The sequence below is a fragment of the Mesorhizobium sp. M8A.F.Ca.ET.207.01.1.1 genome (assembly GCF_004794715.1).
In the GTDB taxonomy this organism is placed as follows: domain Bacteria; phylum Pseudomonadota; class Alphaproteobacteria; order Rhizobiales; family Rhizobiaceae; genus Mesorhizobium.
Genome location: NZ_SRUS01000005.1, coordinates 84439 through 106601 on the forward strand (window position 1 = coordinate 84439; position 22163 = coordinate 106601).

The 22163-nt window shown below is 63.4% G+C and carries 21 protein-coding genes, 2 pseudogenes and 1 riboswitch; of the genes and pseudogenes, 8 read left to right on the forward strand and 15 right to left on the reverse strand.

The features are described from left to right. The first annotated feature begins 222 nt into the window (after positions 1–222). The 4 genes and pseudogenes from EN850_RS15890 to EN850_RS37735 all read left to right on the forward strand — a co-directional run bounded on the left by EN850_RS15890 (position 223) and on the right by EN850_RS37735 (position 3301). Positions 223–783, forward strand: a complete 561-nt coding sequence (locus EN850_RS15890; RefSeq protein ID WP_127281239.1) for an invasion associated locus B family protein — start codon at positions 223–225, stop codon at positions 781–783. Between the two features lie 172 nt (positions 784–955). Then, positions 956–2368: a metalloprotease TldD gene (tldD, locus tag EN850_RS15895; RefSeq protein ID WP_135916283.1), complete on the forward strand. Its 1413-nt coding sequence runs from the start codon at positions 956–958 to the stop codon at positions 2366–2368. Between the two features lie 290 nt (positions 2369–2658). Further along, a pseudogene (locus EN850_RS15900) lies at positions 2659–3093 on the forward strand (transglutaminase-like cysteine peptidase); the annotation flags it as partial. Between the two features lie 88 nt (positions 3094–3181). Further along, positions 3182–3301 (forward strand): transglutaminase-like cysteine peptidase, encoded by a 120-nt coding sequence (locus tag EN850_RS37735; protein ID WP_281407279.1) that lies wholly within the window; start codon positions 3182–3184, stop codon positions 3299–3301. A 142-nt stretch (positions 3302–3443) separates the two neighbouring features. Here EN850_RS37735 and EN850_RS15905 read toward each other — a convergent pair whose 3' ends face one another. From EN850_RS15905 to EN850_RS15915, 3 genes are all read right to left on the reverse strand, one after another. Continuing rightward, positions 3444–5921, reverse strand: a complete 2478-nt coding sequence (locus EN850_RS15905; protein WP_135916282.1) for a caspase domain-containing protein — start codon at positions 5919–5921, stop codon at positions 3444–3446. A 157-nt stretch (positions 5922–6078) separates the two neighbouring features. Next, positions 6079–7314, reverse strand: a complete 1236-nt coding sequence (locus tag EN850_RS15910) for a class I SAM-dependent RNA methyltransferase (protein ID WP_127279342.1) — start codon at positions 7312–7314, stop codon at positions 6079–6081. Beyond that, a complete protein-coding gene (locus EN850_RS15915; protein WP_127873114.1) occupies positions 7311–8075 on the reverse strand; it encodes a TlyA family RNA methyltransferase in 765 nt (254 codons plus the stop codon). Before EN850_RS15915 ends, EN850_RS15910 begins: the two co-directional genes overlap by 4 nt. A 172-nt stretch (positions 8076–8247) precedes the next feature. On the opposite strand from EN850_RS15915, the gene EN850_RS15920 reads away from it, so the two are divergent. Beyond that, complete coding sequence (locus EN850_RS15920) at positions 8248–8649, forward strand: GFA family protein (protein WP_127873113.1); 402 nt, start codon at positions 8248–8250, stop codon at positions 8647–8649. Positions 8650–8718: 69 nt separating this feature from the next. Here the strand turns inward: EN850_RS15920 and EN850_RS15925 are convergent, their stop codons facing one another. The 6 genes from EN850_RS15925 to EN850_RS15950 form a co-directional block, all read right to left on the reverse strand. Further along, positions 8719–8925 (reverse strand): hypothetical protein, encoded by a 207-nt coding sequence (locus EN850_RS15925; protein ID WP_246689227.1) that lies wholly within the window; start codon positions 8923–8925, stop codon positions 8719–8721. A 148-nt stretch (positions 8926–9073) separates the two neighbouring features. Beyond that, positions 9074–11011: a 1-deoxy-D-xylulose-5-phosphate synthase gene (dxs, locus tag EN850_RS15930; RefSeq protein WP_189524561.1), complete on the reverse strand. Its 1938-nt coding sequence runs from the start codon at positions 11009–11011 to the stop codon at positions 9074–9076. Positions 11012–11083: 72 nt separating this feature from the next. After that, positions 11084–12004 (reverse strand): pirin family protein, encoded by a 921-nt coding sequence (locus tag EN850_RS15935; RefSeq protein ID WP_136091737.1) that lies wholly within the window; start codon positions 12002–12004, stop codon positions 11084–11086. Positions 12005–12044: 40 nt separating this feature from the next. Further along, on the reverse strand, positions 12045–12311 hold the full coding sequence (locus tag EN850_RS15940) for a DUF2277 domain-containing protein (protein WP_027035955.1): 267 nt from the start codon (positions 12309–12311) through the stop codon (positions 12045–12047). 92 nt (positions 12312–12403) lie between these two features. Then, positions 12404–12655 carry an exodeoxyribonuclease VII small subunit gene (locus tag EN850_RS15945; RefSeq protein ID WP_127280686.1) on the reverse strand — a complete coding sequence of 84 codons (252 nt, stop codon included), beginning with the start codon at positions 12653–12655 and terminating at the stop codon, positions 12404–12406. Positions 12656–12658: 3 nt separating this feature from the next. Then, entirely contained in the window at positions 12659–13585 is a 927-nt protein-coding gene (locus EN850_RS15950; RefSeq protein ID WP_135865318.1) for a histone deacetylase family protein, read from the reverse strand. 178 nt (positions 13586–13763) lie between these two features. Beyond that, a riboswitch (cobalamin riboswitch) is annotated at positions 13764–13946 on the forward strand. Positions 13947–14117: 171 nt separating this feature from the next. Between EN850_RS15950 and bluB the strand changes: the two are divergent. Next, positions 14118–14624 (forward strand): annotated as a pseudogene (bluB, locus tag EN850_RS37150) (5,6-dimethylbenzimidazole synthase); the annotation flags it as partial. 167 nt (positions 14625–14791) lie between these two features. Here the strand turns inward: bluB and EN850_RS15960 are convergent. Both EN850_RS15960 and EN850_RS15965 read right to left on the reverse strand, forming a co-directional pair. Next, entirely contained in the window at positions 14792–15775 is a 984-nt protein-coding gene (locus tag EN850_RS15960; RefSeq protein WP_246689228.1) for a hypothetical protein, read from the reverse strand. Positions 15776–15862: 87 nt separating this feature from the next. Continuing rightward, positions 15863–16471 (reverse strand): TetR/AcrR family transcriptional regulator, encoded by a 609-nt coding sequence (locus tag EN850_RS15965; protein WP_135865315.1) that lies wholly within the window; start codon positions 16469–16471, stop codon positions 15863–15865. Positions 16472–16590: 119 nt separating this feature from the next. Here EN850_RS15965 and EN850_RS15970 point away from each other — a divergent pair, with 119 nt between their 5' ends. Beyond that, positions 16591–17811: an MFS transporter gene (locus EN850_RS15970; RefSeq protein WP_136091739.1), complete on the forward strand. Its 1221-nt coding sequence runs from the start codon at positions 16591–16593 to the stop codon at positions 17809–17811. Between the two features lie 19 nt (positions 17812–17830). Here the strand turns inward: EN850_RS15970 and ribB are convergent, their stop codons facing one another. Together ribB and aroC are read right to left on the reverse strand one after the other, a co-directional pair. Beyond that, positions 17831–18931, reverse strand: coding sequence for a 3,4-dihydroxy-2-butanone-4-phosphate synthase (ribB, locus tag EN850_RS15975; RefSeq protein ID WP_135929836.1), 1101 nt, complete (start codon positions 18929–18931; stop codon positions 17831–17833). An 83-nt stretch (positions 18932–19014) separates the two neighbouring features. Next, positions 19015–20130: a chorismate synthase gene (aroC, locus tag EN850_RS15980; protein ID WP_136091740.1), complete on the reverse strand. Its 1116-nt coding sequence runs from the start codon at positions 20128–20130 to the stop codon at positions 19015–19017. 185 nt (positions 20131–20315) lie between these two features. Here aroC and EN850_RS15985 point away from each other — a divergent pair, with 185 nt between their 5' ends. Then, positions 20316–20579 (forward strand): DUF1344 domain-containing protein, encoded by a 264-nt coding sequence (locus EN850_RS15985; RefSeq protein WP_135881533.1) that lies wholly within the window; start codon positions 20316–20318, stop codon positions 20577–20579. 108 nt (positions 20580–20687) lie between these two features. On the opposite strand, the gene EN850_RS15990 is transcribed toward EN850_RS15985, so the two are convergent. After that, positions 20688–21275 (reverse strand): histidine phosphatase family protein, encoded by a 588-nt coding sequence (locus EN850_RS15990; RefSeq protein WP_135932593.1) that lies wholly within the window; start codon positions 21273–21275, stop codon positions 20688–20690. 52 nt (positions 21276–21327) lie between these two features. Beyond that, entirely contained in the window at positions 21328–22146 is an 819-nt protein-coding gene (gene fabI / locus EN850_RS15995; protein ID WP_015318818.1) for an enoyl-ACP reductase FabI, read from the reverse strand. Between the last annotated feature and the right edge of the window lie 17 nt (positions 22147–22163).

Here is a 22163-nt window from a genome sequence, read left to right on the forward strand (position 1 = left end):
CAAGCTGACATGGCTCTTCGAAGGCAATGGCGATGGTGGCGAATCGCGTATGTTCGGCGGGCTGTCCGCCCTACGCTGGCGGAGCCCGCAGAGCGTCGTAATTCAGGCGAATTTGACAGGGAAAAGCGCTGTATTGCCTGTTTCGGGACAGTCCGGCCGCGGTCTCGTCCTTTACTTGGCATTGGCGCAGCTTAAAGTGCCGTGATTCGCAATGGAGCCGTCATGAACTCTTGGCTTTCGAGACTGAGGCATACGCGACTGAGACTTTCGAGAACCCTGGCAAACGCCATGTTTCTCGCCGTCCTGTCGGCGGCCGGTCTGTTCGTCGCCGGGCAGGCCAATGCGGCCCAGCCGAGCGGCACGGTCAAGTCGACGCATGGCGCATGGTCGATCATCTGCGACACGCCGGCCGGCGCGACCTCGGAACAATGCGTGATGATGCAGAACGTCGTCGCCGAGGACCGTCCGGAGATGGGGCTTTCGGTCGTCGTGCTGCGCACCGCCGACAACAAGGCCGAGATCCTGCGCGTGCTGGCGCCGCTCGGCGTGCTGTTGCCGAACGGCCTCGGTCTCAACGTCGACGGCAAGGACATCGGCCGCGCCTATTTCGTGCGCTGCTTCCAGGACGGATGTTATGCCGAGGTCATTCTCGAAAAGCCGCTGCTCGACACGCTGAAGACCGGCACGTCGGCAACGTTCATCGTCTTCCAGACGCCTGAGGAAGGCATCGGCATCCCGGTCGACCTCAAGGGTTTCGCCGAGGGTTTCGCCGCCCTGCCCTGATCGCGGCTTGGCGCTGAACCAGACCTGGACGCGGCTTTTGCCGACCCCGGATGCATGCCTTGCCATCGAGCGGACGATGTCATTCGTCGGCGCTGATCTTCATTGCCGATTGTGCGGGCGCGGCTTCACGCCTACATCGGGGGAAAGCAATCATCCCACGGACGGACGCGCCATGAACAGCCTGATCGGCCAATTCGACATTTCAGACGATCGCATCAAGCAGATCGTCGCCGACACCATCAAGGGCGCCGACGACGGCGAGCTTTTCCTCGAATACAGCGAGAGCGAGGCGCTGATGTTCGACAACGGCCGGCTGAAGACCGCCAATTTCAACACCGACCAGGGCTTTGGCCTGCGTGCGGTCGCCGGCGAAGCCAGCGGCTACGCTCATTCCAGCGACCTGTCCGAGGCGTCGCTGCTGCGCGCGGCCAATGCCGTGTCGACCGTCAAGGGTGGGTATTCCGGCACGCTTGCCGCGGCCCCCGCCCGCACCAACCGCCATCTCTACGGCGACGAGAACCCGATCCCCTCGCCTTCCTTCGAGGCCAAGGGGAAGCTGCTGCAGGAAATCGACGCCTGGCTGCGCGCCGAGGATCCACGCGTGCGCCAGGTAACGGCCTCGATCGCCGCATCCTGGCAGCATATCGAGATCGTGCGCGCCGACGGCCAGGTGGTGCGCGATATCAGGCCGCTGGTCCGCGTCAACGTCTCGGTCGTCGTCGGCGATGGCGACCGCCAGGAGAGCGGCTCCTATGGCATGGGCGGGCGAAAGGCGTTCGGCGACTTCCTGGTCGAGGACAGCTGGAAGCACGCCGCCAGGGAGGCGCTCAGGCAGGCGCTGGTCAACCTCGAGGCGATCCCGGCCCCGGCGGGCACTTTCGACATCGTGCTGTCCAGCGGCTGGCCGGGCGTGATGCTGCACGAAGCCGTTGGGCACGGGCTGGAAGGCGATTTCAATCGCAAGAAGACCTCGGCCTTCGCTGGCCTGATGGGGCAGCAGGTGGCCGCCAAGGGCGTCACCGTCGTCGACGACGGCACCATCGCCGAGCGGCGCGGGTCGCTCACTGTCGACGATGAAGGCACGCCTTCGGCCCGCAACGTCTTGATCGAGGACGGCAAGCTGGTCGGCTACATGCAGGACCGGCAGAACGCGCGTCTGATGGGCATGAAAGCCACCGGCAATGGCCGGCGCGAAGGCTATGCGCACCAGCCGATGCCGCGCATGACCAACACCTACATGACCTCGGGCGACATGGAGCCGGACGAGATCATCGCCTCGGTCAAGAACGGCATCTATGCCGTGTCCTTCGGCGGCGGCCAGGTCGACATCACGTCGGGCAAATTCGTGTTCGGCTGCACCGAGGCTTACATGATCGAGAACGGCAAGGTGACGCAGCCGATCAAGGGCGCGATGCTGATCGGCAACGGACCTGACGCCATGCACCGCGTCTCGATGGTCGGCAACGACATGAAGCTCGACAATGGCATCGGCATGTGCGGCAAAGCCGGCCAGGGCGTGCCGGTCGGCGTCGGCCAGCCGCATCTGAGGATGAACCAGATGACGGTCGGCGGCACCCGGGTTTGAGGCTCGGCGCCGTTCGGAAGAGATCGACGAAGCGCTGACGCGTTTCGACCTGTTCGTGGCGATAGAACTTCGACGAACAGATCGAGCGGCCGGCGACACGGATGGTGCCTGCCTTCGTCGAGCGTATTCTCTCAGCGACAGGCTATTGCCGGCGTTCCCAACCTGAATCCCGGCCGCGACCTTGAAGCGAACACAATCCACATTAAGACATTATTAGGTCTTTGACTGCTTGGGCTGCCTTTTGCGCACGAACGCAGCACCAGTTCCTCGTTGCGGTGGTGGTTTTGGCAATGCGGCCCGTCCTGACTTCGTCTTTCCTGCTTGGCTTCGTTTCGTTGATTGGCGCGACAGCGCTGCAAGCCAGTCCGGCGGCAGCACAGTCGACGTGGTTCAAGGCGCGATCGACGCAATCTTCTGCCGCCGCCGTGGGTGGAAGCACCAGCGTCCCCTACGGTTGGATCGACTTCTGTCATCGCCGGCCAAAAGAGTGCAAGGTGCCCGCTCTGCCGGCCGCGAATGTCAAGCTGACAGCACGGAACCTCCGCATCCTCAAGCGGATAAATCAGAAGGCGAACAGCGCCATCAAACCCGTCAGCAATTTCGATCACTGGGGCACGATGGCGGACCATTGGGATTACCCGGTTGACGGCAAGGGCGATTGCAAGATCTACGCACTCTACAAACGCAAGCTCCTTCAGGAGGCTGGATTTCCCAGACAGGCGCTGCTGATGACGGTCGTGCGCGACCTCAACAATGAAGGCCACACCATCCTGACGGTGAAAACCGACAAAGGGCGATCTCGTCCTCGACAATATGGTCGACGAAATCAGGCCCTGGAACGCGACCGGCTACTACTTTCTGAAACGTCAGTCGCAGCAGAATCCGAATGTCTGGCAGTCAGTCAACCAGCGAGGCGGCACGCCGAAAACCTGACGGATGCCGCCAAGCGCGTAATCTGAGCGGCCGGAGCGATCGCCTTTGACGGGCTGATGCGCCACACCAGAGGCCCCCTGTCTGGCAACGAGCAAGGATGTTCGCCCCGCGAACGGAAAGGGCGACTCCCGGCCGCGGCAGCCTACTGGTTGCAGGCCGGTTCGCCCTGCTTTCCGCAAGACGGCTTTTTCTTGAGCTGCTGTGGCGGCTGCTCCTGCGGGAGACGCCGCTCTTGCATCTGCTGTCTCGGCTGCGCCCGGAATTCCGGCTTCGGCTCCGATCTCTGCGGCCGGAGCACCTGCTCGTTAGGCCTTTCCTGTCTCAACTGACGCTGCGCATTCTCGTTCGGCCTGATCTTGAGGTTGCGCTGGACGTTAACCTGCGGGCCGGCGGCCCCCTGTTCGCTGTTCTGCAGCCGGCGCAACGTCCTGCCCCTGTCGTTCCTGCTGGCGGAGCCCTGATTCTCGTCGGAGAACACCGCCGGATTGTTCCTGCTGAACCGTTTCTGCACGCCCGGTCCGTTGTCGGTTGGCTCACCGTTGACGGTCGGCAGTCTGCGGAGCTTCCTGCTCCTGTCGTTTCCGCTGGCCGGGCCTTGACCTTGGTTGGAGAACAGCTCCGGATTGTTCTTCCTGAGCCGCTCCTGCACGCCAGGCCGATTTTCGGCCGGAGCACCGTTGACGGTCGGCAGCTTGCGGAACTTCTTGCCGTTCTGCCGAGCTGTGCCCTGCTCTCCGGTAACAGCTGCACCGGCATTTCCAGTCGCCTCTTGGTTGCGGCCAACGATGCCTTGCTTGCCAAGCTGCTTCCTGGACTTGTTGCTGGGCAAATTCTCGTCGTTCAGCGCCGGCCTACCGTTGATGAGCGGCAGCTTTCTACCGTTGGCTCCTGGCAGGGCGTGATCGGTTTCAAGCTTACCGGTCGACAAGGTCTTCGACAGCGGAGTCGCTGCATCAGGTTGCTGGCCCTGTATCACACGTTGGCCAGGCTTCGGCGGCAAGCCGCCCTGTTGCTGATTGGACGGGGCCTGACCGGACATGGCCACTCTCTTTTTCAGCAGCGGCGGCAGCGCGACCCTGGCCGCCAGTGCAGCCGGGCCGGCCCCAACCGTGCCTCCGGCCGTCTTCTGGCCTGTCGTGAGGCCACCCTGAGCATTGTGATTGATGGTCTCGTTTTTGATCGTCGTGTTGATGTTGTTGATGACGGTCGTGTTGTGGATGTTGTTGAAGATGATGTCGTTCGGCGGCGGCACGATGTGACGCGGCGGATTGATAAACACAGGTATCGGCACGAATACCGGTGTCGGCAGGACGAAGACGTCAACCGGCGGCGGAGGCGCTTCCAACACGACGAATTCCGGCGGCGGCGGCGGCAGGAAGATCACCGCGATCGGCGGTGGCGGCTCGAAGTCGAAATCGGGATCGTCGAAATAGAGCACCGGCCTGTCGACGTAGACGATTTCCTCCTCCGGCGGCGGCGGCAAATCATAGTCATAGACGGTGAATTCCTCCGGCGGTTCCAGCGCAGCGTCGAAATGCTCGAGCCGCCAGCGCGCGTCCCAGGCATGCGGACCATGCCGATAGCGTCGCAGATAAGACCAATAGGCTTCCGGGGTGTCCTGCAGCCAGGTCTCACGCCACGTGATCGCCTCGCGCCGCGCGGCGATGATGGCGCGCACGCGCTTGGCCATCGGATCGTGTGGATAAGTGACGAGGAAATCCTCGTAGCCGCGCATCGTGTCGCGATCGAGAGCCGCGACATAGGCGTCATGAGCATTGAAATCGCGGATCGCCCTGGTTCGATTGGACCGGGAGTCGGCCTCCGAGACCTTGGGCGCGGGCGCGTCCGCAGCGCGGTCGAAGAAGACGAAAGGCGTGACGATTTTCGAGGCGTTCCACGGCACTTCCGCACCTTGCGTCACCTCGTTGACACGCAATCGTGTGCGGTCGAACACGTCGTCAAGCGACAATCCGCCTTGGCGTATCATCTCGGCCAGCGCCTGGGCATAGGCACCGTAGGGGCCTTTGCCTTCGGGCGCGACCGTTCCGGGAGCGGCGTTGAAGGCAATCAGCATGTTCGGGTCGGGATCGACCAACGCAAGGCCGCCGGCCAGCGGCTCTTTCCACTTCGGGAAGGGATTTGGCCGCGCCGCGTCAAGCACGACGATGTTGACCTTCGTCGGCAATCCGGCCAGCGATTTGGTGACATCGGAGAGCCGCATCGCCTGAAGCGGCACGTCGGCTGGACTGGCAATCTGGGCATCGATCGGCAAGTAGTAATTCTCGCCTTCGAACTGCACGCCGTGGCCGGCGAGATAGACGAAGACAATCGCGTCGGGACCGGCGGCGGAGACCTTGCCGAGGAAATCGCGCAATGCGCCGCGCAGCGATTCCTGATCGACATCGCGCGCCCCGACCACATCGAACCCGGCCGCCTGCAAGGTCTGCGCGATCAGGCCCGCATCATTGGCGGCGGTCGCGAGCTCGCCGGCCTGATACGCGCCATTGCCGATGACGAACGCCAAGCGCTTTTCACCTTGCGCGAGGGCTCCGGTCGAGGAGCTGACCGCGAAAAAGATAAGAACGATGATGAGGCCGGTGAATTTCTGAAGGGTCTGCATGTCCGTTATCGCCATCGGTTCATATTAGTAACGGCGAATGGGCCGAAATGTTTCCCAAAGATGCGAAATTAGGAACCCGCACAAAGGCGGCTTTAGGGCACAATTTGGTCGAAAGAACAGAGGCTTCAGAAATTTCCTGCGAACCGGCGGTCGTGAACTACCGCCGCCTCTTCGGCCTTTCCAGCAAGGCGACCGCTTCGACGTGAGGAGACCACAGGAACTGGTCGATGGGCGTCACGCTTTTCAAGCTGTAGCCGCCATCGATGAGGATGCGCAGGTCGCGAGCCAGCGTCACCGGATTGCAGGACACCGCGGCAACGAACGGGACATCCGAGCGGGCGATCTGCTTCGACTGATCCTCGGCGCCGGCGCGCGGCGGATCGAAGACAAGGCCGTCGAAGGCGTTCAACTCCTTGAACGTCAGTGGCCGGCGAAACAGGTCGCGGCGTTCGCCCGTCACCCGCTTGATGCCGGTCGCGAAGCGGGAACCCCGGTCGAGCGCCGAGAGTGCGGCCGCATCGCCTTCGACCGCGTGCACCTCCGACTTCGCGGCCAGCCGCAAGGCGAAGCTGCCGCAACCGGCAAAAAGGTCGGCGACCTTTTTCGCACGCTTCAGATGTCCGCCGACGATCTCGGCCATTGTCTGTTCGGCTGCCTCGGTCGCCTGCAGGAAGGCGCCCGGCGGCACGGCGACCGCGACGCTGCCGAACATGACGACAGGCTTCCTCGGCTCGATGACGATCTCGTCGTCGATGGACAATCTGGCAAAGCCCTGCGCAATGACAAAATTGGAAGCGATACGGCGCTGGTGTTCGCCGAGCTTGCCGGGGTCGTGCGCCGCGACGTCGAGGCCCGAAGCCGTCACGGTGACCGCCATCCGGAATGATTTGGTGGTGGCACATATCAATCCGGCCAGCGCCTTCAACGGGCCGAGCGCGGCGACGATCTCCGGCAGCGAGATCGGACATTCGGATATCGAGATGATTTCCGGCGACAGATGGCGATTGAAGCCGAGCAACATGCCTGTTTCAGTGCGCCGGGCGGCAAGCACGACACGGCGGCGCGATCGCGGCGCGCAGGCGACCAGTTCGCCAATCTCGCAATCGATGCCCTTCAATGCGTGCACCACCTTTTCGCGTTTCCACCCGCGATAGGCTTCGGTCTCGAAATGCTGGAGGGCACAACCGCCGCATTCGGTGAAATGGCGGCAGGCAGGGTCGACGCGCAGCGGCGAGGCCTCCAGCACCGCCATCAGCGTGGCGCGATCCCTTTCGCGCGCGGCGGTGACGGTCTCGCCCGGCAGCGTGAAGGGAATGAACAGATCGCCGCTTTCGGTTTCGGCGATGCCGTCGCCCTGCGATCCGAGCTTTCGTATTGTGAAGCGTGCGCTCATCGGTCCTTGATCCCACCGAGCAGGAATTCGCGATTGCCGTCGCCACCTTCGATCGGCGACAGATGGAGGCCGAGCGAGCGCCAGCCGGGAACGGCATCCAGCCAATCCTGCAGCAGGCCCGCGACACGGGCGGCATCGAAGGGGTCCTTCAACAGACCGCCCTTGCCGATCGCCTCGCGACCCGCCTCGAATTGCGGTTTGACCAGAAAGACCGCGCCGGCGCCGGGCCTCGCAAGAGCAAGCGCCGGCGGCAGCGCAAGTTTCAGCGAGATGAAACTGACGTCGGAAACGATGAAATCCGGACTGTGGCCGGCAAGATCGGCGGCGGTGAGATCGCGTGCGTTCAGGCCTTCGATCACGGTTACGCGCGGATCACCGCCGACATCAGGATGCATCTGGCCGTGGCCGACATCGATGGCCGTGACATGGGACGCGCCGCGTTCGAGCAATACTTGGGTGAAACCGCCTGTCGAGGCGCCGATGTCGAGGGCCTCGCGGCCGGCGGGGTCGAGGCCGAAATGGTCTAGCCCGCCGATCAGTTTGAGCGCCGCGCGCGAAACATAGCCTTGCGCCGGATCGTCGATGACAACGAGGCATTGCGGCGAAACGTTCTGGCCGGGCTTGCGGGCAATTGCGCCGTCAACCGTCACCGTGCCACGCTCGACCGCGTCACGGGCGCGCGAACGGCTGGCAAACAGCCCACGCTGGACGAGCAGGTCGTCGAGCCGCTGGCGTGTGCTGGCTGGCAGAGGCGAATTCATCGGCCTTCTCTGGCGAAAGCCCGCGATGAAGGCAAGGACATTACACGGAACAGGGTGACGTCGTGCGTGAACGGCTGGAGCAGCGGGCCAAGCCGCGGCTTGCGCGCATCGCGTCGGGTCCGGCAAAATGGCCGTCGGGGACAGCCTCCATCGGGGAATCCGGGGAGAACGAATGCTGACGGGAACCTGCCACTGCGGCGCGACCCACTGGACCCTGGAGGGCGATCCCGGCCCGGTGACCGCCTGCAACTGCACGCTTTGCCGCCGCTATGGCGCGCTCTGGGCCTATGATTATGTCGACGAGCGCATTCGCGTTTCGGGGCCGACGGCCAGCTATAGGCGCGCCGGAAAGGACACGCCGTCGCTCGAAGTCCTGTTCTGCCCGACCTGCGCCTGTGTGCTGGCCTGGCGCGGCTTGCGCGCCAGCGATTCTGGCCGAATACGCATCGCCGTCAATGTGCGGCTGGCGCCACCCGAAGCCGTTGCCGACCTGCCGATCGACCATTTCGATGGCCTCGACTCTTTCGACGATTTGCCACGCGATGGTCGCTGCGTGCGCGATATGTGGTTTTAGAAGATGGTTCGCGGAACCTGGCGCTCGATAGCCGGAGACAGACCATCGTTCCGGTTGCCCGACGCCTGTTCACGTGGATGCTCGGTCGTAACAGCGGGCTGAGGTGCGGCGTTGGGCACGACCACAAGCTGCGGCATCTCCGCCGCGGATACCGCCCATCTTGCCGGCGACAATCCCTGTCGCCGCCTTTTCAAGATTGCGGTCGTAGGGCGTCTCGGCGGCAGCCGGTACCACTATCACGGCCAAGAGGGCCGTGCCGCACAGAAGCGTCTTCATTTTCGTTGTCTCCCTGCCTGGCTGCTGTCTAGCAGGGCGCCGTTGAAAAACGGCCAAGGGACACGGTAAGCGAAAGGCCAAACGGCAGCGTTAACAATGCGTTATGAAATCAAGCCGGCAAACTGAGTCAGACTGTTCAGATTTTGATTCAGGCGCGCTGGGCGCGGACCGTGTGGCCGAGGGCGGTGAAAACGGTGCGCACGATCCCGGCGGCGTCGAGTCCGGCGTCGGCATACATCTTTTCCGGCTTGGCGTGATCGGCGAACACGTCGGGCAGAACCAGCGGGCGTACCTTCAGGCCGCTCTCCAGCAATCCTTCTTGGGCAAGGAACTGCAGCACGTGGCTGGCGAAGCCGCCGATGGCGCCCTCCTCCACGGTGACCAGAACCTCGTGCGAGCGAGCCAACCTCCGGATCAGATCCTGGTCGAGCGGCTTGGCGAAGCGGGCATCGGCAACCGTGGTGGAAAGCCCGGCCGCGCCGAGTTCCTCGGCGGCGGCAAGGCAATCCTGCAGCCTTGTGCCGAAGGACAGCAGGGCGACCTTGCTGCCTTCCCGGACGATGCGGCCTTTGCCGATGTCGAGAACCGAGCCGCGCTCCGGCATGTCGACGCCGACGCCGTTACCGCGCGGATAGCGGAAGGCTATCGGCCCGTCGTCATAGCCGGCGGCGGTGCGCACCATGTGGCGCAGTTCCGCCTCGTCGGCCGCCGCCATCACCACAAAGCCCGGCAGGCTTGCCAGGAAGGTGGTGTCGAACGCTCCACAATGGGTGGCGCCGTCGGCGCCGACGAAGCCGGCGCGATCGATGGGGAAACGCACGGGCAGTTTCTGGATCGCGACGTCATGGACGACCTGATCGTAGGCGCGCTGCAGGAAGGTCGAATAGATCGCCGCGAACGGCTTGTAGCCTTCCGATGCCAGGCCGGCGGCAAAGGTCACTGCATGCTGCTCGGCGATGCCGACATCGAAGGTCCTTGACGGGAACACCTCGCCGAACAGGTCAAGGCCGGTGCCGCTCGGCATGGCGGCAGTGACGGCAACGATGCGGTCGTCCTCGCGGCCCTCCTGGATCAGGCTTTCGGCGAACACCTTGGTGTAGGCCGGCGCGTTGGCCGGCGCCTTGGCCTGCGCGCCGGTGATGACGTCGAATTTGTTGACGCCGTGATACTTGTCCGCGGCGGCTTCCGCCGGCGCATAGCCCTTGCCCTTCTGGGTGACGACATGGATCAGCACCGGGCCCTTGCCGTTGTCGCGGACATTTTTCAGGACCGGAATCAGATGTTCCAGATTGTGACCGTCGATAGGGCCGATGTGATAGAAGCCGAGTTCCTCAAACAAAGTGCCGCCGGTGACGTAGCCGCGCGCATGCTCGACCGCCCGCGTGATGGCGCGATCGGCCCGCTTGCCGAGATAGGAGGTCAGCTTCTTGCCGAAGTCGCGCAGGCCGACATAGGTCTTGCCGGAAGCCAGTCGCGCCAGATAGGCGCTCATGGCGCCGGTCGGCGGCGCGATCGACATGTCGTTGTCGTTGAGGATGACGATGAGCCGGGCATCGAGCGCGCCGGCATTGTTCATCGCCTCATAAGCCATGCCGGCCGACATTGCGCCGTCGCCGATGACGGAAATGACATTGTTGCGGCCGCCTGAGAGGTCGCGGGCGGCGGCCATGCCCAAGCCGGCCGATATCGACGTCGAGGAATGGGCGGCGCCGAACGGGTCGTATTCGCTCTCGGCCCGGCGGGTGAAGCCCGACAAGCCGCCTTCCTGGCGCAAGGTGCGGATGCGGTCCCGGCGTCCGGTCAGGATCTTGTGCGGATAGGCCTGGTGGCCGACATCCCAGATCAGCCGGTCATCGGGTGTGTTGAAAACATAGTGCAGCGCCACTGTCAGTTCGACCACGCCCAGGCCGGCGCCAAGATGGCCGCCGGTGCGGGACACGGCATCGACCAGCTCGGCGCGCAGCTCGGATGCCAATTGCGGCAATTCGCTCTCGGCCAGCGTGCGCAGGTCGGCCGGGATGCGAATCCTGTCGAGAAGCGGCGTATGCGGCGTTGCGTTCACGTTGGGCCCAGACTTTCTGTTCATCGGCGGGATAGGCCGCCGGCCGGCGAAAGTAAATGCGTGTCGGTGACGCGGACGGTCAGCCTGTCGATCCGCTCAACCTTCCGGCAGTGGAATGAATTCCTTCTCATCGCCGGGAACGATATCGAAGCTGCCGGTCTTCCATTCCTGCTTGGCCTGCTCGATGCGCTCCTTGGACGAGGAGACGAAATTCCACCAGATGTAGCGCTTCGAACCGAGCGAGGCGCCGCCGAACAGCATGAAATGCGCACCGGTCAACGATGATATGACGATCTCGTCGCCGGGGCGGAACACCAGCAGCCGTTCCGCCGGAAAGACGTCGCCCGAAATCGAGACCTCGCCCTCCAGCGTGTAGATGGCGCGCTCTTCCGCATCGGCCGGGATTTTGACACTGGCGCCGGGCGCCAGCCGCAAATCAGCGTAGAGCGTTTCGGAATCCGCCCGCACCGGAGACCGCAATCCCTGGAAATCACCGATGACGACGCGCCCGCTGACGCCTTCGGCATCGATTTCGGGAAGCCGAAGCGCCGCTGTGTTCTCGAACACCGGCGCAACCTCTTCCTTGCCGTCGGGCAATGCCAGCCAGGTCTGCAGGCCGGAGATGGACATCGGCGCGCCGCGCAATTCCTGCGGCGTGCGCTCGGAATGGACGATGCCGCGGCCCGCGGTCATCAGGTTCACGTCGCCGGGCTCGATCACCATTTCGGTGCCGAGCGAATCGCGGTGCCTGATCTTGCCGTCGAACAGATAGGTCACGGTCGACAGGCCGATATGCGGATGCGGACGGACATCGAGCGCCTGGCCGGCGCGCAGGATCGCGGGACCCATGCGGTCGAAAAAGATGAACGGCCCGACCAGGCGCCGCTTGGCGGTCGGCAAGGCGCGGCGCACTTCGAAGCCGCCAATATCCTTGGCGTTCGGGATGACCATCAGCTCGATCTGGTCGCTGGCGAAGGCATCGCCGGCCTCAGGGTCTTTCCCCGGGAAGAAGCTCATGAACTCTCCTGGTCAGCGCTCGGTGGCTGCCTCGGCCGCATCAGGCAAAGCGGATCGCGGCCTTTGCTCTTAGTTTGGCCGCCACCTCTTCGCGATTGCGCGGATGCTGGTGGGTTTCGAGGGAATCAAGCAATTCGCGTGCGGATGCCGCGATGGCTTCGACAGCATGATCGAACGCATGCTGGTTCTGTTTCGACGGCCGCGTCGTTCCGCTCAGCTTGCGGACAAACTGGAGTGCCGCGTCGCGGACTTCGTCATTGGTTGCCGGCGGATCAAAATTGAACAGGGTCTTGATGTTTCTGCACATCGTTTCCAAACCTCCTCTGGTCCGTTTCAATCGGGACGAACTGTATCCTCAATCATGATCGTGTCCAAAAATCGGTAAGGCTGCTCGGAGCCTTAGTCCGCGTCGAGCGGCTCGGTTCCAACCGGCTTGCCATCGCGCGACAGCCTGATCTTCTCGACCTTGTCTTCGGCTGCCTTCAGCAACCGGTCGCAATGCGCCTTCAGCGCCTCGCCACGCTCGTAGATCCGGATCGACTGGTCGAGCGGCACGTCGCCACGCTCGAGATCATCGACGATCTTCTCCAGCGCGTCGAGTGCCTGTTCGAAGCTCATCGCCTTAACGTCTTCATTGATCTCACCGCTCATCATTCATCCTTTCATCAGTCGCCCGACATGGGCGGCGACCGAAAATGCCAATCCCTGCAGATCGTAGCCACCCTCGAGTAGGCTGACGAGCCGGTTGCCGCCGTGGCGTGCGGCGCGCTGCATCAACTGGCCGGTCGCCCAGTCGAAATCGTCCTCGGTCAGATTGATCTCGGCCAGCGGGTCGCGGTGGTGCGCGTCGAAGCCGGCCGAAATGATGATCAGGTCGGGGGCGAAATTGTCGAGCGATGGCAGCACGCGCGACAGGAAGGCATCGCGAAACACCTCGCTGCCGGTCTGTGGCGCCAGCGGCGCGTTGACGATGTTGCCGGCACCGGTCTCGTTCTTCGCCCCGGTGCCTGGGTACAACGGCATCTGGTGCGTCGAGCAATAGAGCACCGACGGATCGTCCCAGAAAATATCCTGCGTGCCGTTGCCGTGATGCACGTCCCAGTCGACGACGGCGACACGCTCGGCGCCGTGCCTCTTCTGCGCGTAGCGGGCAGCGATCGCCGCCGTGTTGAAGAAGCAGAAGCCCATTGCGGTGGTCTTTTCGGCATGGTGGCCGGGCGGACGGGCGGCGACGAAGACATTGTCGGCGCGGCCCGCAAAGACGTCGTCGACGGCGGCGTTGGCGGCGCCGATCGCCGTGATCGCGGCCTGCCAGCTCTTCGGGCTGGCGGTGGTGTCGGCGTCGATGTGGGCAATGCCTTCGTGGGGGATGGCGGCGCGGACACGCGCGACGAAATCGGCGGGATGCGCATAGAGGATCGTCGCCTCGTCGCCTTGCGGTGCCTCGACGCGGTCGAGCGCGGCAAAAGCTTCGTCGTCGAGCACGCGCTCGATGGCGCGCAGGCGGTCGGGCCGCTCGGGGTGACCCGGCGGGGTGACGTGTTCGAGAAAGATGGGGTGCGTGTAGAGACGGGTAGCCATCTCCCCTATCTAGTGCCCCGGCGCCGTAATGGCCATGCATGGCGGCTTGATCGCTGGGGAAAATCACGCCTGCGTCCATTGGCGTCGCTGCGGGGATTGGCGACGCCGGGGCTTCGGCGTAAGGTGACCGACACTGCCTGGTGCCTGCCGGTCTGTTTGTTTTAGCCGCATTCTGCGACGCCAAGTGATTTCACTTGGCTGCAAATGCTCCGGCGGGAGAATCGGGAACACGGTTAAATTCCGTGGCGTGCCCAACGCTGTAAGGGGGACCGCGCCGGTAAATGCCACTGTCGATGACGGGAAGGCACCGGACGCGGGTTGATCCCGAGCCAGAAGACCGGCCTGGCAGGCATCGTCATCCGCATGGTCAGGCGGATGACATCAGAGCGATGTGGGTCCTCTTGGACGCGCAAAGTTCGCTCTGAGAATTTGAACTGCTGCAATCGCAAGGGGACAAGCGATGCCGGAAGCCATGACCGCTCCAATGGGCGATGGATTTGATCAGATAGCGCGTGACGCGGTTTATCGCGCCATGTTCACGCGGCGCGACGTCCGCAGCCATTTTACATCGGAGGCGATCGACGATGCAGTGCTGGCGCGGCTGCTGCTTGCCGCCCACCACGCGCCATCGGTCGGCTTCATGCAACCCTGGAATTTCATCGTCATCCGCGATGCCGCGCGACGGGCGAAGGTGCGCGACCTGTTCCTTGCCGCGCGCGAGCAGGAACTGCCGGCAATCGAGGCAGACCGGCAGGCGCTCTACCGCAACCTCAAGCTCGAAGGCATTTGCGAAAGCGCATTCAACATCTGTATCACCTGCGACCGCGAGCGCTCGAAAGGCTCGCCGCTGGGGCGCTGGCACAACCCGGAAATGGATCTCTACAGCACGGTCTGCGCGGTGCAGAATTTCTGGCTGGCCGCGCGCGCTGAAGGCATTGGCGTCGGCTGGGTCAGCATCATCGAGGCGCAAGCGCTGAACAGCCTGCTGTCTATCCCCGATCACGTGACGCCGATCGCCTATCTCTGCGTCGGCCGTGTCTCGGAGTTCGCGCCGAAACCAGACCTCGAAACGCATGGCTGGGGCCGGCGCCTGCCGCTGCCCGACCTGATCATGAGCGAGACGTTTTGCGGCCAGGGTGAGGCACCGCTCAAATCGGCGGTGGCGCGCCTCGACACCGTCGCAGGTGCGCCCGCCAGCCCCGCCGATCAGCGCGTCGCGCCGGCCATGTCCCAGCGCGAGCCGCCGAAGGTGGAGAGCGCCTTGTCCTTGAGTTCCCGGAACTTCGACGAGGCTTCGGCCAGCCTGGCGTCCCAGGCGGCATCGGGCACCTGGCCCTCGACGGTCCTGAAATAGACCTGCATCAGGCAGGCAATGGCGAATGGCTCGATGAAGGCCGCCTTGAAAGCCCAGGCAAAGACGATGGCGAGCACGAAAGCCCAGCCGGCGAGTTGCCCGGGCATGACATAAAGAATGGCGGCTGCCGGAGCCAGCATCAGCAGGAAAATCACGAAAGACACGCCCCACATGATGACCGCCAGCCAGACGGCGTTCTTGACCATGGTCTTGCCGTTCTGGGCGTAGAGCACCACGCCTTGCCGCGCCGTCTCGAAGGGCGAGGACGAATTGATGCGGATATTGTAACCGAGAATGATCTCGTCGACATAGGTCAGCGACAGGCGGATCACCGTGTTGAGGAACGAGACCAGGCCGCTCAGGCCCGGAATGGGCAGGAAGGCCGCGATGCCGCCCAGCAGGCCGGTGATGGCGCGGATGGCGCCCTTGACCAACTGGTCGACGACGAAAAGGATGTTCGCCTCGGCAAAGCGCTCGGTCACAACCTCTTTCGCGTAGGCGATCTGGTTCTGGCCGTCGGGAACGTCATGTCCGTCGATCAGATGCACCATGACGGCGATATGGCCTGCCTTGACGACGTAGAGGATGTATTCGCGCAGCCAATAGACAGCGATCGAGACGACGCCGAATCCGACCACACCGCCCCAGAGGGCAAAGGACAACGGTCCGTCGGGATCGGTGGAGATATGTCCGACGCCGTAGCCGACCGAGGCACCGGTGCCGGTGGCCATGATGTAGGCCAGCGTGATGCCGAAATAGACGATCATGCGAAAGACAATGAAAGGCCAGGTCCGCATCATGATGGACACCGACCTGCCGATATCGAAATCCCACATGCCCCGAATCCCCCAGAGGTGGCTGTGGAGGATGCGCCCAAACCGGCTATTGTCAATTGGAGGCGGTGGCGGAAGCGCCACGGCGGCTCAGTTTGGCCGTGCTTCCGGTTTGTCGAGCAGGCCTTCGAGCAATTGCTTGAACGCGGCCACCACCTTTCTCGACGTCGCTTCGGGATCGTTCGAGTTGGCGATCCGCTGTGCGGCCTGACTGCTCGCACCGTTGATCAACCGCGCCGCCGTTTCGGGATCGACGCCCGGCACCACCATCCCCTCCTGTTGCAGCGCCGTCAGATGATCGGTCATTGAACCGACGCAGGCATTGGCATTAGACCATTGCGCCGGATCGCCCAGCACGGCCGGGCCATCCCGGAACATGATGCGCTGGATTTCCGGCTCCAGCGCCATTTCGATATAGGTCGTGCATTCGTCGACGAAATGCTGCCAGCGGGTCGGCGCCCTCGCGGCGACCTCATTCACCCGGGCGGCCATTTCCGCGTCGATCTCGGCGATAACCGCCTGCAGCAGTCCCTTCTTGTCGCCGAAGTGATGATAGAGGGCACCGCGTGTCAGCCCGGCCGACGCGGTGAAATCGTCCATGGACGCTTCGGCGTAGCCAATGGTGCCGAAAGCCTGGCGGGCCGCCGTGATCAGCTTGGCTCGCGTCTCGGCAATCATCTCCTTGCGGGGTCTGTGCATGGTTCTGGACCTATCCACATACGTCTCGTATGCCAATTGACATACGCAACGTATGAACTATCTGACATTCATACGCATCGTATGTAATTGTCGCATCATCCTTTGTCGAGGAACCCGCCATGCAAAACCCCTACTCGGAAATCTTTCGAGCCCCCGGAGCCAAAGGCTTTGCGGCCGCCGGCTTCCTGGCGCGCCTGCCGATCGCCATGGCACCGATCGGCATCGTCGCGATGCTGTCTCAGACGCGTGGCGAATACTGGCTGGCCGGCGCGGTCTCGGCGACTTTCGCGCTGGGCAACGCTTTCGTGGCGCCGCAAATATCAAGGCTGGTGGACCGTCTGGGCCAGACACGCATCGTGGTCCCCACCACCATCATCACCGTGATCGCCTTCGCGGTCCTCATCGCGGCAGCCAATCAGGATTGGCCGGTCTGGACGCTGTTCGTCTCGGCACTGGCGGCCGCGGCCATGCCCAGCATGCCGGCAATGGTGCGCGCCCGCTGGACCGAGATCTTCAGAGGACGGCCGCAGATGAACACCGCTTTCGCATTCGAATCGGCGGCGGACGAACTGGTCTATATTGCCGGCGCGTCGCTGTCGGTGGGGCTCAGCGCAGGCCTCTTTCCTGAAGCCGGCGTCCTGGTCAGCACCGTGCTGCTGGCCATCGGTTCAACGGCTTTCATCCTGCAGCGCTCGACCGAACCGCAGGTGCGGCCGGTGGACCGTGCCACGAGCGGCTCGGCAATAAGGCTGCGGCCGGTGCAGATCATCACCCTTGCCTTGATTTTCATCGGCGCGACCTTCGCGACGACGGAAGTGAGCACGGTGGCCATCACTGGGGAATTCGGCCAGCCGGGCGCCGCCAGCCTTGTCATCGGCGTCTATGCGCTGGGATCGTTCGTGCTCGGCATCATCGTCGGCGCCCTCAACCTGCAAGCACCGCTGCAACGCCAGTTGGCAATCGCGGTCGCCCTGGTCGCGCTTGGCACGCTTTTGCCGCTCACCGCCGGTACGGTGCCGCTGCTGGCGCTGACCGTGTTCATCAGCGGCGTGGCGATCTCGCCGACCTTCATCACCGCCTTCGGCCTGATCGAACGGCATGTGCCGGAAGCGATGCTGACCGAAGGCATCACCTGGGTGATGACCGGCATCGGCATCGGTATGGCGCTCGGTTCCTTCGCCGCCGGCGCGGTGGTGGATGCGTTCGGCGCCCAGAACGGGTTCTGGGTTTCGGTTGCATCAGGCGTTATCGCATTGGTTACGGTGCTGCTCGGCCAGCGCAGCCTCGCCACCCACGAATGCGAGTTGGAAGGATGCGAGGCGGCAATCCCTGCCGAATGACCGCCAGGGTTTGTTGAGCTCAGATAATCTCGGTCTTGGCGATATGAATGCCAAAGCCTTCGAGGCCGACATAGTGGCGCTCGCGTGAGGCGATCAGGTTGATCGAGGAAATGCCGAGATCCTTCAGGATCTGGGCGCCAAGCCCGATCTCGCGCCATTCGCTCTCGCGCCGGCGCGCCTCTTCATGGTCCTCGCGGTCGCCCGACATCGGCCGATTGCGCTCCTGGTGGGCGACGCCGACCGAGCCCTCTCTGAGATAGACGATGACGCCGCGCTTGCGTTCGCCCATCGCCTTCATGATGGCGTCGAGCCGGTGGCTGGTGCCGAACACATCGGTCACCACGTCCTCCGAATGCAGCCGCACCGGCACGTCCTCCCCGTCGCGGATGTCGCCGAAGACGATGGCGACGTGATGCATCGTGTCCCAGGGCAGCGTGTAGGTGAAGACCTGCGCCTTGCCGCCCAGCGTTTCGATGTCGGAGCAGGCGACGCGCTCGACCAGCGTTTCCTTGCGTTGCCGGTAAGCGATCAGATCGGCGACCGAAACCTGCTTCAGGCCGTGTTCCTCCGCGAAAGCCTGTACCTGCGGGCCGCGCTTGACGGTGCCATCGTCGTTGACCAGTTCCGAGATGACGCCGATTGGCGGCAGGCCAGCGAGCTTGCACAGATCCACGGCCGCCTCGGTATGGCCCGAGCGCATCAAGACGCCGCCTTCACGCGCGATGAGCGGGAAGATGTGGCCGGGGCGGACGAAATCCGAAGCGCCGACATTGCCGTTGGCAAGATTGCGCACGGTCAGCGTGCGGTCGTCGGCTGAAATGCCTGTCGTCGTGCCGTGCTTGAAGTCGACGCTGACGGTGAAGGCGGTGGTGTGGGCCGAATCATTGTCGGCGACCATCGGCGCGAGGTTCAGCCGCTTGGCTTCTTCGCGCGGCATCGGCGTGCAGACGATGCCCGACGTGTTGCGCACGATGAAGGCCATCTTCTCCGGCGTGCAGTGGACGGCGGCGACGATCAGGTCGCCCTCGTTCTCACGCCCATCATCGTCCATGACGACGACGATCTCGCCGCGTTCGAAAGCCCGGATGGCTTCGACGATCTTCTTCTGGTCGTAAGGCATGGAAATGCTCGCTTCGCTCGGAGGAAATAGGCAGTAGGGAAAGGAAACTTTGGCTCTTTCGGGCGGGCAGACTGGCCTAATGCCTAATCCCTACCGCCTATTCCCTTTCCTGTCTGTCCTCGGTGCCGCAGATAGTGGTCGGCGATGGCGCAGGCAACCATGGCCTCGCCGATCGGCACGGCTCGGATGCCGACGCAGGGGTCGTGGCGACCCTTGGTCATCACCTCCACGTCGTTGCCGTCCTTGTCGATGGATTTGCGCGGCGTCAGGATCGACGAGGTCGGCTTGACGGCAAAGCGCGCGACGATCGCCTGCCCGGTGGAGATGCCGCCGAGGATGCCGCCGGCATTGTTGGAGAGGAAGACCGGCTTGCCGTCATTGCCCATGCGCATCTCGTCCGCATTCTGTTCCCCAGTGATACGCGAGGCCTCGAAACCATTGCCGATCTCGACGCCCTTGACGGCGTTGATCGACATCAGGCCGGAGGCGATATCCTGGTCGAGCTTGGCGTAGATCGGCGCGCCGAGGCCGGCAGGCACACCGTCAGCGACGATCTCGATCACCGCGCCGACCGAGGAGCCGGCCTTGCGGATGCCGTCGAGATACTGCGTGAAGACAGGAACGGAAGCCGGATCAGGGGTGAAGAACGGGTTCTCCGCATCGCCGATGAAATTCCAGTTCCAGTTGCCGCGATCGATCGACTTTTCGCCCATCGACACCAGCGCGCCGCGCACCACCATGCCCGGCACCACCTTGCGGGCGAGCGCGCCGGCGGCGACCCTGGCCGCCGTCTCGCGCGCCGAGGAGCGGCCGCCGCCGCGATAGTCGCGTATGCCGTATTTGACGTCATAGGTGTAGTCGGCATGGCCCGGCCGGAACTGGCGGGCGATCTCGCCATAGTCCTTCGAGCGCTGGTCGACATTCTCGATCAGCATCGACACCGGCGTGCCGGTGGTGATCATCGTCGTGCCGTCCTCGTCGAGGACGAAGCCCGAGAGGATCTTCACCTCGTCCGGTTCGCGGCGCTGGGTGACGAAGCGCGACTGGCCCGGGCGGCGCTTGTCGAGCTCGGCCTGGATTTCATCGCGCGTGAAACGGATACCCGGCGGACAGCCATCGACCACGCAGCCGAGCGCCGCGCCATGGCTCTCGCCCCAGGTGGTGACGCGGAAAAGATGGCCAAACGTGTTGTGAGACATGGAAAAGCGCCCTGCCCGGCATCAAAACCGGCTGAAGCCAGCCTTCTATTGGCGTTTTCCACAGTGGTCAAACTGTCATCCCCGCCGTTTAAGTTTTGACACATTCGGCTGGTTTCTGCTTTCTTCCATTCGCCGTTGAGGACCCGCCGCCACCCAGGCCGGCGCAATGACCAAAGAGGACGATAATGCGTACCCTGATTGGCGCTGTTGCCGCCACGCTGTTGCTTTCCACCGCCGCCTTTGCCGGCCAGACCGAAGGCCTGATCAAGAAGGTCGACAAGGATGCGCTGACCCTGACGCTGGACGACGGCAAATCCTACAAGCTGAATGCCGAGACCGATCTCGACGCGCTGAAGCCGGGCATGGACATCGTCATCGCTTTCGATGTGACCGACGGCGAAAACGTCGTCACCGACATGCAGTTGCCGGGAGACGGCGACACGAACTAAAGCGCGTCGCGACGCGCTTTAGTTCTTTGTTTTTATGCATGTCGTCTTCCCCAAAACCGAGGTCACTTTTGGGCGACATGCATTAGCAATAGGCCGTCATCAGGCGCCCTAAAGCCATTCCAGGCTCCGGCCTTCAAGTTTGAGCACGCGATCCTGCGGTATCTCCAGGTTCGCGGCTTCGTCCTCGGGCATATCAAGCACGAAGCGAAACAGGGTGCGCATGACGCCGCCATGCGTGACACAAATCGTCTCGCGGTCGATCTCGTCGAACCATGGCTTCACCCGCTCGAGCAGCATCTGGTAGCTCTCGGCACCTTCGCCCGGCGGCTGAAAATTCCATTTGTCGCGAGCACGCGTCATGCTTGCCCCGGGAGACCGCGTCTCGAGCTCGGCAAAAGTAAAACTCTGCCAATCGCCGAAATTGACTTCAATGAGCCTGATATCGGTTCGGTAGGCGAGCGGATCGAGCTTCATGGCGGCGCGGATGCGTTCCATCGTCTCGCGCGTGCGTCTCATCGGACTGGCGACGAAGTCGAATTCCTGGGGATCACCGACGAGTTCGGCCAGCCGATGGCCGTTTCCGGTCGCCTGTTCGCGGCCGAGAGCATTGAGATCGGTGTCGGCCTGGCCCTGAAGCCGGAACTCGGCGTTCCACGCGGTCTGGCCGTGGCGCACGATATAAACCAGCGGGTACATCAGCTCTTCCGGAGATCGGGCCAGGGCCTGGACGCAGGACAGGCGGAGAGAACTAGTCCTTGACCGTCGAAATATCCGGCGCGTCGACCGCCTTCATGCCGACGACGTGATAGCCGGAATCGACATGGTGCACCTCGCCGGTGACGCCACGCGACAGGTCGGACAGGAAATAGACGCCGGAATCGCCGACTTCTTCCTGCGTGACCGTCTGTTTCAGTGGCGAATTGTATTCGTTCCACTTCAGGATGTAGCGGAAATCGCCGATGCCGGAGGCGGCAAGCGTCTTGATCGGGCCGGCGGAAATCGCGTTGACGCGGATTTTCTTGGCGCCAAGATCAACGGCGAGGTAACGCACGCTGGCCTCGAGCGCCGCCTTGGCGACGCCCATGACGTTATAGTGCGGCATCACCTTCTCGGCGCCGTAATAGGTCAGCGTCAGCAGCGAACCGCCCTCGGTCATCAGCGCTTCGGCGCGCTTGGCGATGGTGGTGAAGGAATAGACCGAAATGTCCATGGTGCGCAGGAAATTGTCGCGCGTCGTCTCGACATAGCGGCCGGTCAGTTCGTCCTTGTCGGAAAAAGCGATGGCGTGGACGAGGAAGTCGAGCTTGCCCCAATGCTTGGCGACATTGGCGAAAACCTCGTCCAAACTCGCGGGATCGGTGACGTCGCAATGACCGGCGACAAAGGCGCCCAACTCCGCCGCCAGCGGCTCGACTCGTTTCTTGAAGGCTTCGCCCTGATAGGTCAGTGCGATCTCAGCGCCGTGATCGACGCAGGCCTTGGCAATGCCATAGGCGATCGACCTGTTGTTGGCGACGCCAAGAATAAGGCCGCGCTTGCCGGCCATTAGGCCCTGTCCACCCGCCATGTCAGCGCTCTCCGCAA

What these genes read in the sequence shown, in the direction of transcription:
- EN850_RS15935 (WP_136091737.1), bottom strand. Translation starts at nt 12,004, where the DNA reads ATGAGCTTCTTCCCGGGGAAAGACCCTGAGGCCGGCGATGCCTTCGCC.
- EN850_RS15970 (WP_136091739.1), top strand. Translation starts at nt 16,591, where the DNA reads ATGCAAAACCCCTACTCGGAAATCTTTCGAGCCCCCGGAGCCAAAGGC.
- EN850_RS15965 (WP_135865315.1), bottom strand. Translation starts at nt 16,471, where the DNA reads ATGCACAGACCCCGCAAGGAGATGATTGCCGAGACGCGAGCCAAGCTG.
- EN850_RS15945 (WP_127280686.1), bottom strand. Translation starts at nt 12,655, where the DNA reads ATGAGCGGTGAGATCAATGAAGACGTTAAGGCGATGAGCTTCGAACAG.
- EN850_RS15920 (WP_127873113.1), top strand. Translation starts at nt 8,248, where the DNA reads ATGCTGACGGGAACCTGCCACTGCGGCGCGACCCACTGGACCCTGGAG.
- aroC (WP_136091740.1), bottom strand. Translation starts at nt 20,130, where the DNA reads ATGTCTCACAACACGTTTGGCCATCTTTTCCGCGTCACCACCTGGGGC.
- EN850_RS37735 (WP_281407279.1), top strand. Translation starts at nt 3,182, where the DNA reads ATGGTCGACGAAATCAGGCCCTGGAACGCGACCGGCTACTACTTTCTG.
- EN850_RS15940 (WP_027035955.1), bottom strand. Translation starts at nt 12,311, where the DNA reads ATGTGCAGAAACATCAAGACCCTGTTCAATTTTGATCCGCCGGCAACC.
- EN850_RS15950 (WP_135865318.1), bottom strand. Translation starts at nt 13,585, where the DNA reads ATGGCTACCCGTCTCTACACGCACCCCATCTTTCTCGAACACGTCACC.
- EN850_RS15910 (WP_127279342.1), bottom strand. Translation starts at nt 7,314, where the DNA reads ATGAGCGCACGCTTCACAATACGAAAGCTCGGATCGCAGGGCGACGGC.
- EN850_RS15905 (WP_135916282.1), bottom strand. Translation starts at nt 5,921, where the DNA reads ATGCAGACCCTTCAGAAATTCACCGGCCTCATCATCGTTCTTATCTTT.
- EN850_RS15915 (WP_127873114.1), bottom strand. Translation starts at nt 8,075, where the DNA reads ATGAATTCGCCTCTGCCAGCCAGCACACGCCAGCGGCTCGACGACCTG.
- EN850_RS15925 (WP_246689227.1), bottom strand. Translation starts at nt 8,925, where the DNA reads ATGAAGACGCTTCTGTGCGGCACGGCCCTCTTGGCCGTGATAGTGGTA.
- tldD (WP_135916283.1), top strand. Translation starts at nt 956, where the DNA reads ATGAACAGCCTGATCGGCCAATTCGACATTTCAGACGATCGCATCAAG.
- EN850_RS15985 (WP_135881533.1), top strand. Translation starts at nt 20,316, where the DNA reads ATGCGTACCCTGATTGGCGCTGTTGCCGCCACGCTGTTGCTTTCCACC.
- fabI (WP_015318818.1), bottom strand. Translation starts at nt 22,146, where the DNA reads ATGGCGGGTGGACAGGGCCTAATGGCCGGCAAGCGCGGCCTTATTCTT.
- dxs (WP_189524561.1), bottom strand. Translation starts at nt 11,011, where the DNA reads ATGAACAGAAAGTCTGGGCCCAACGTGAACGCAACGCCGCATACGCCG.
- EN850_RS15890 (WP_127281239.1), top strand. Translation starts at nt 223, where the DNA reads ATGAACTCTTGGCTTTCGAGACTGAGGCATACGCGACTGAGACTTTCG.
- ribB (WP_135929836.1), bottom strand. Translation starts at nt 18,931, where the DNA reads ATGCCTTACGACCAGAAGAAGATCGTCGAAGCCATCCGGGCTTTCGAA.
- EN850_RS15960 (WP_246689228.1), bottom strand. Translation starts at nt 15,775, where the DNA reads ATGTGGGATTTCGATATCGGCAGGTCGGTGTCCATCATGATGCGGACC.
- EN850_RS15990 (WP_135932593.1), bottom strand. Translation starts at nt 21,275, where the DNA reads ATGTACCCGCTGGTTTATATCGTGCGCCACGGCCAGACCGCGTGGAAC.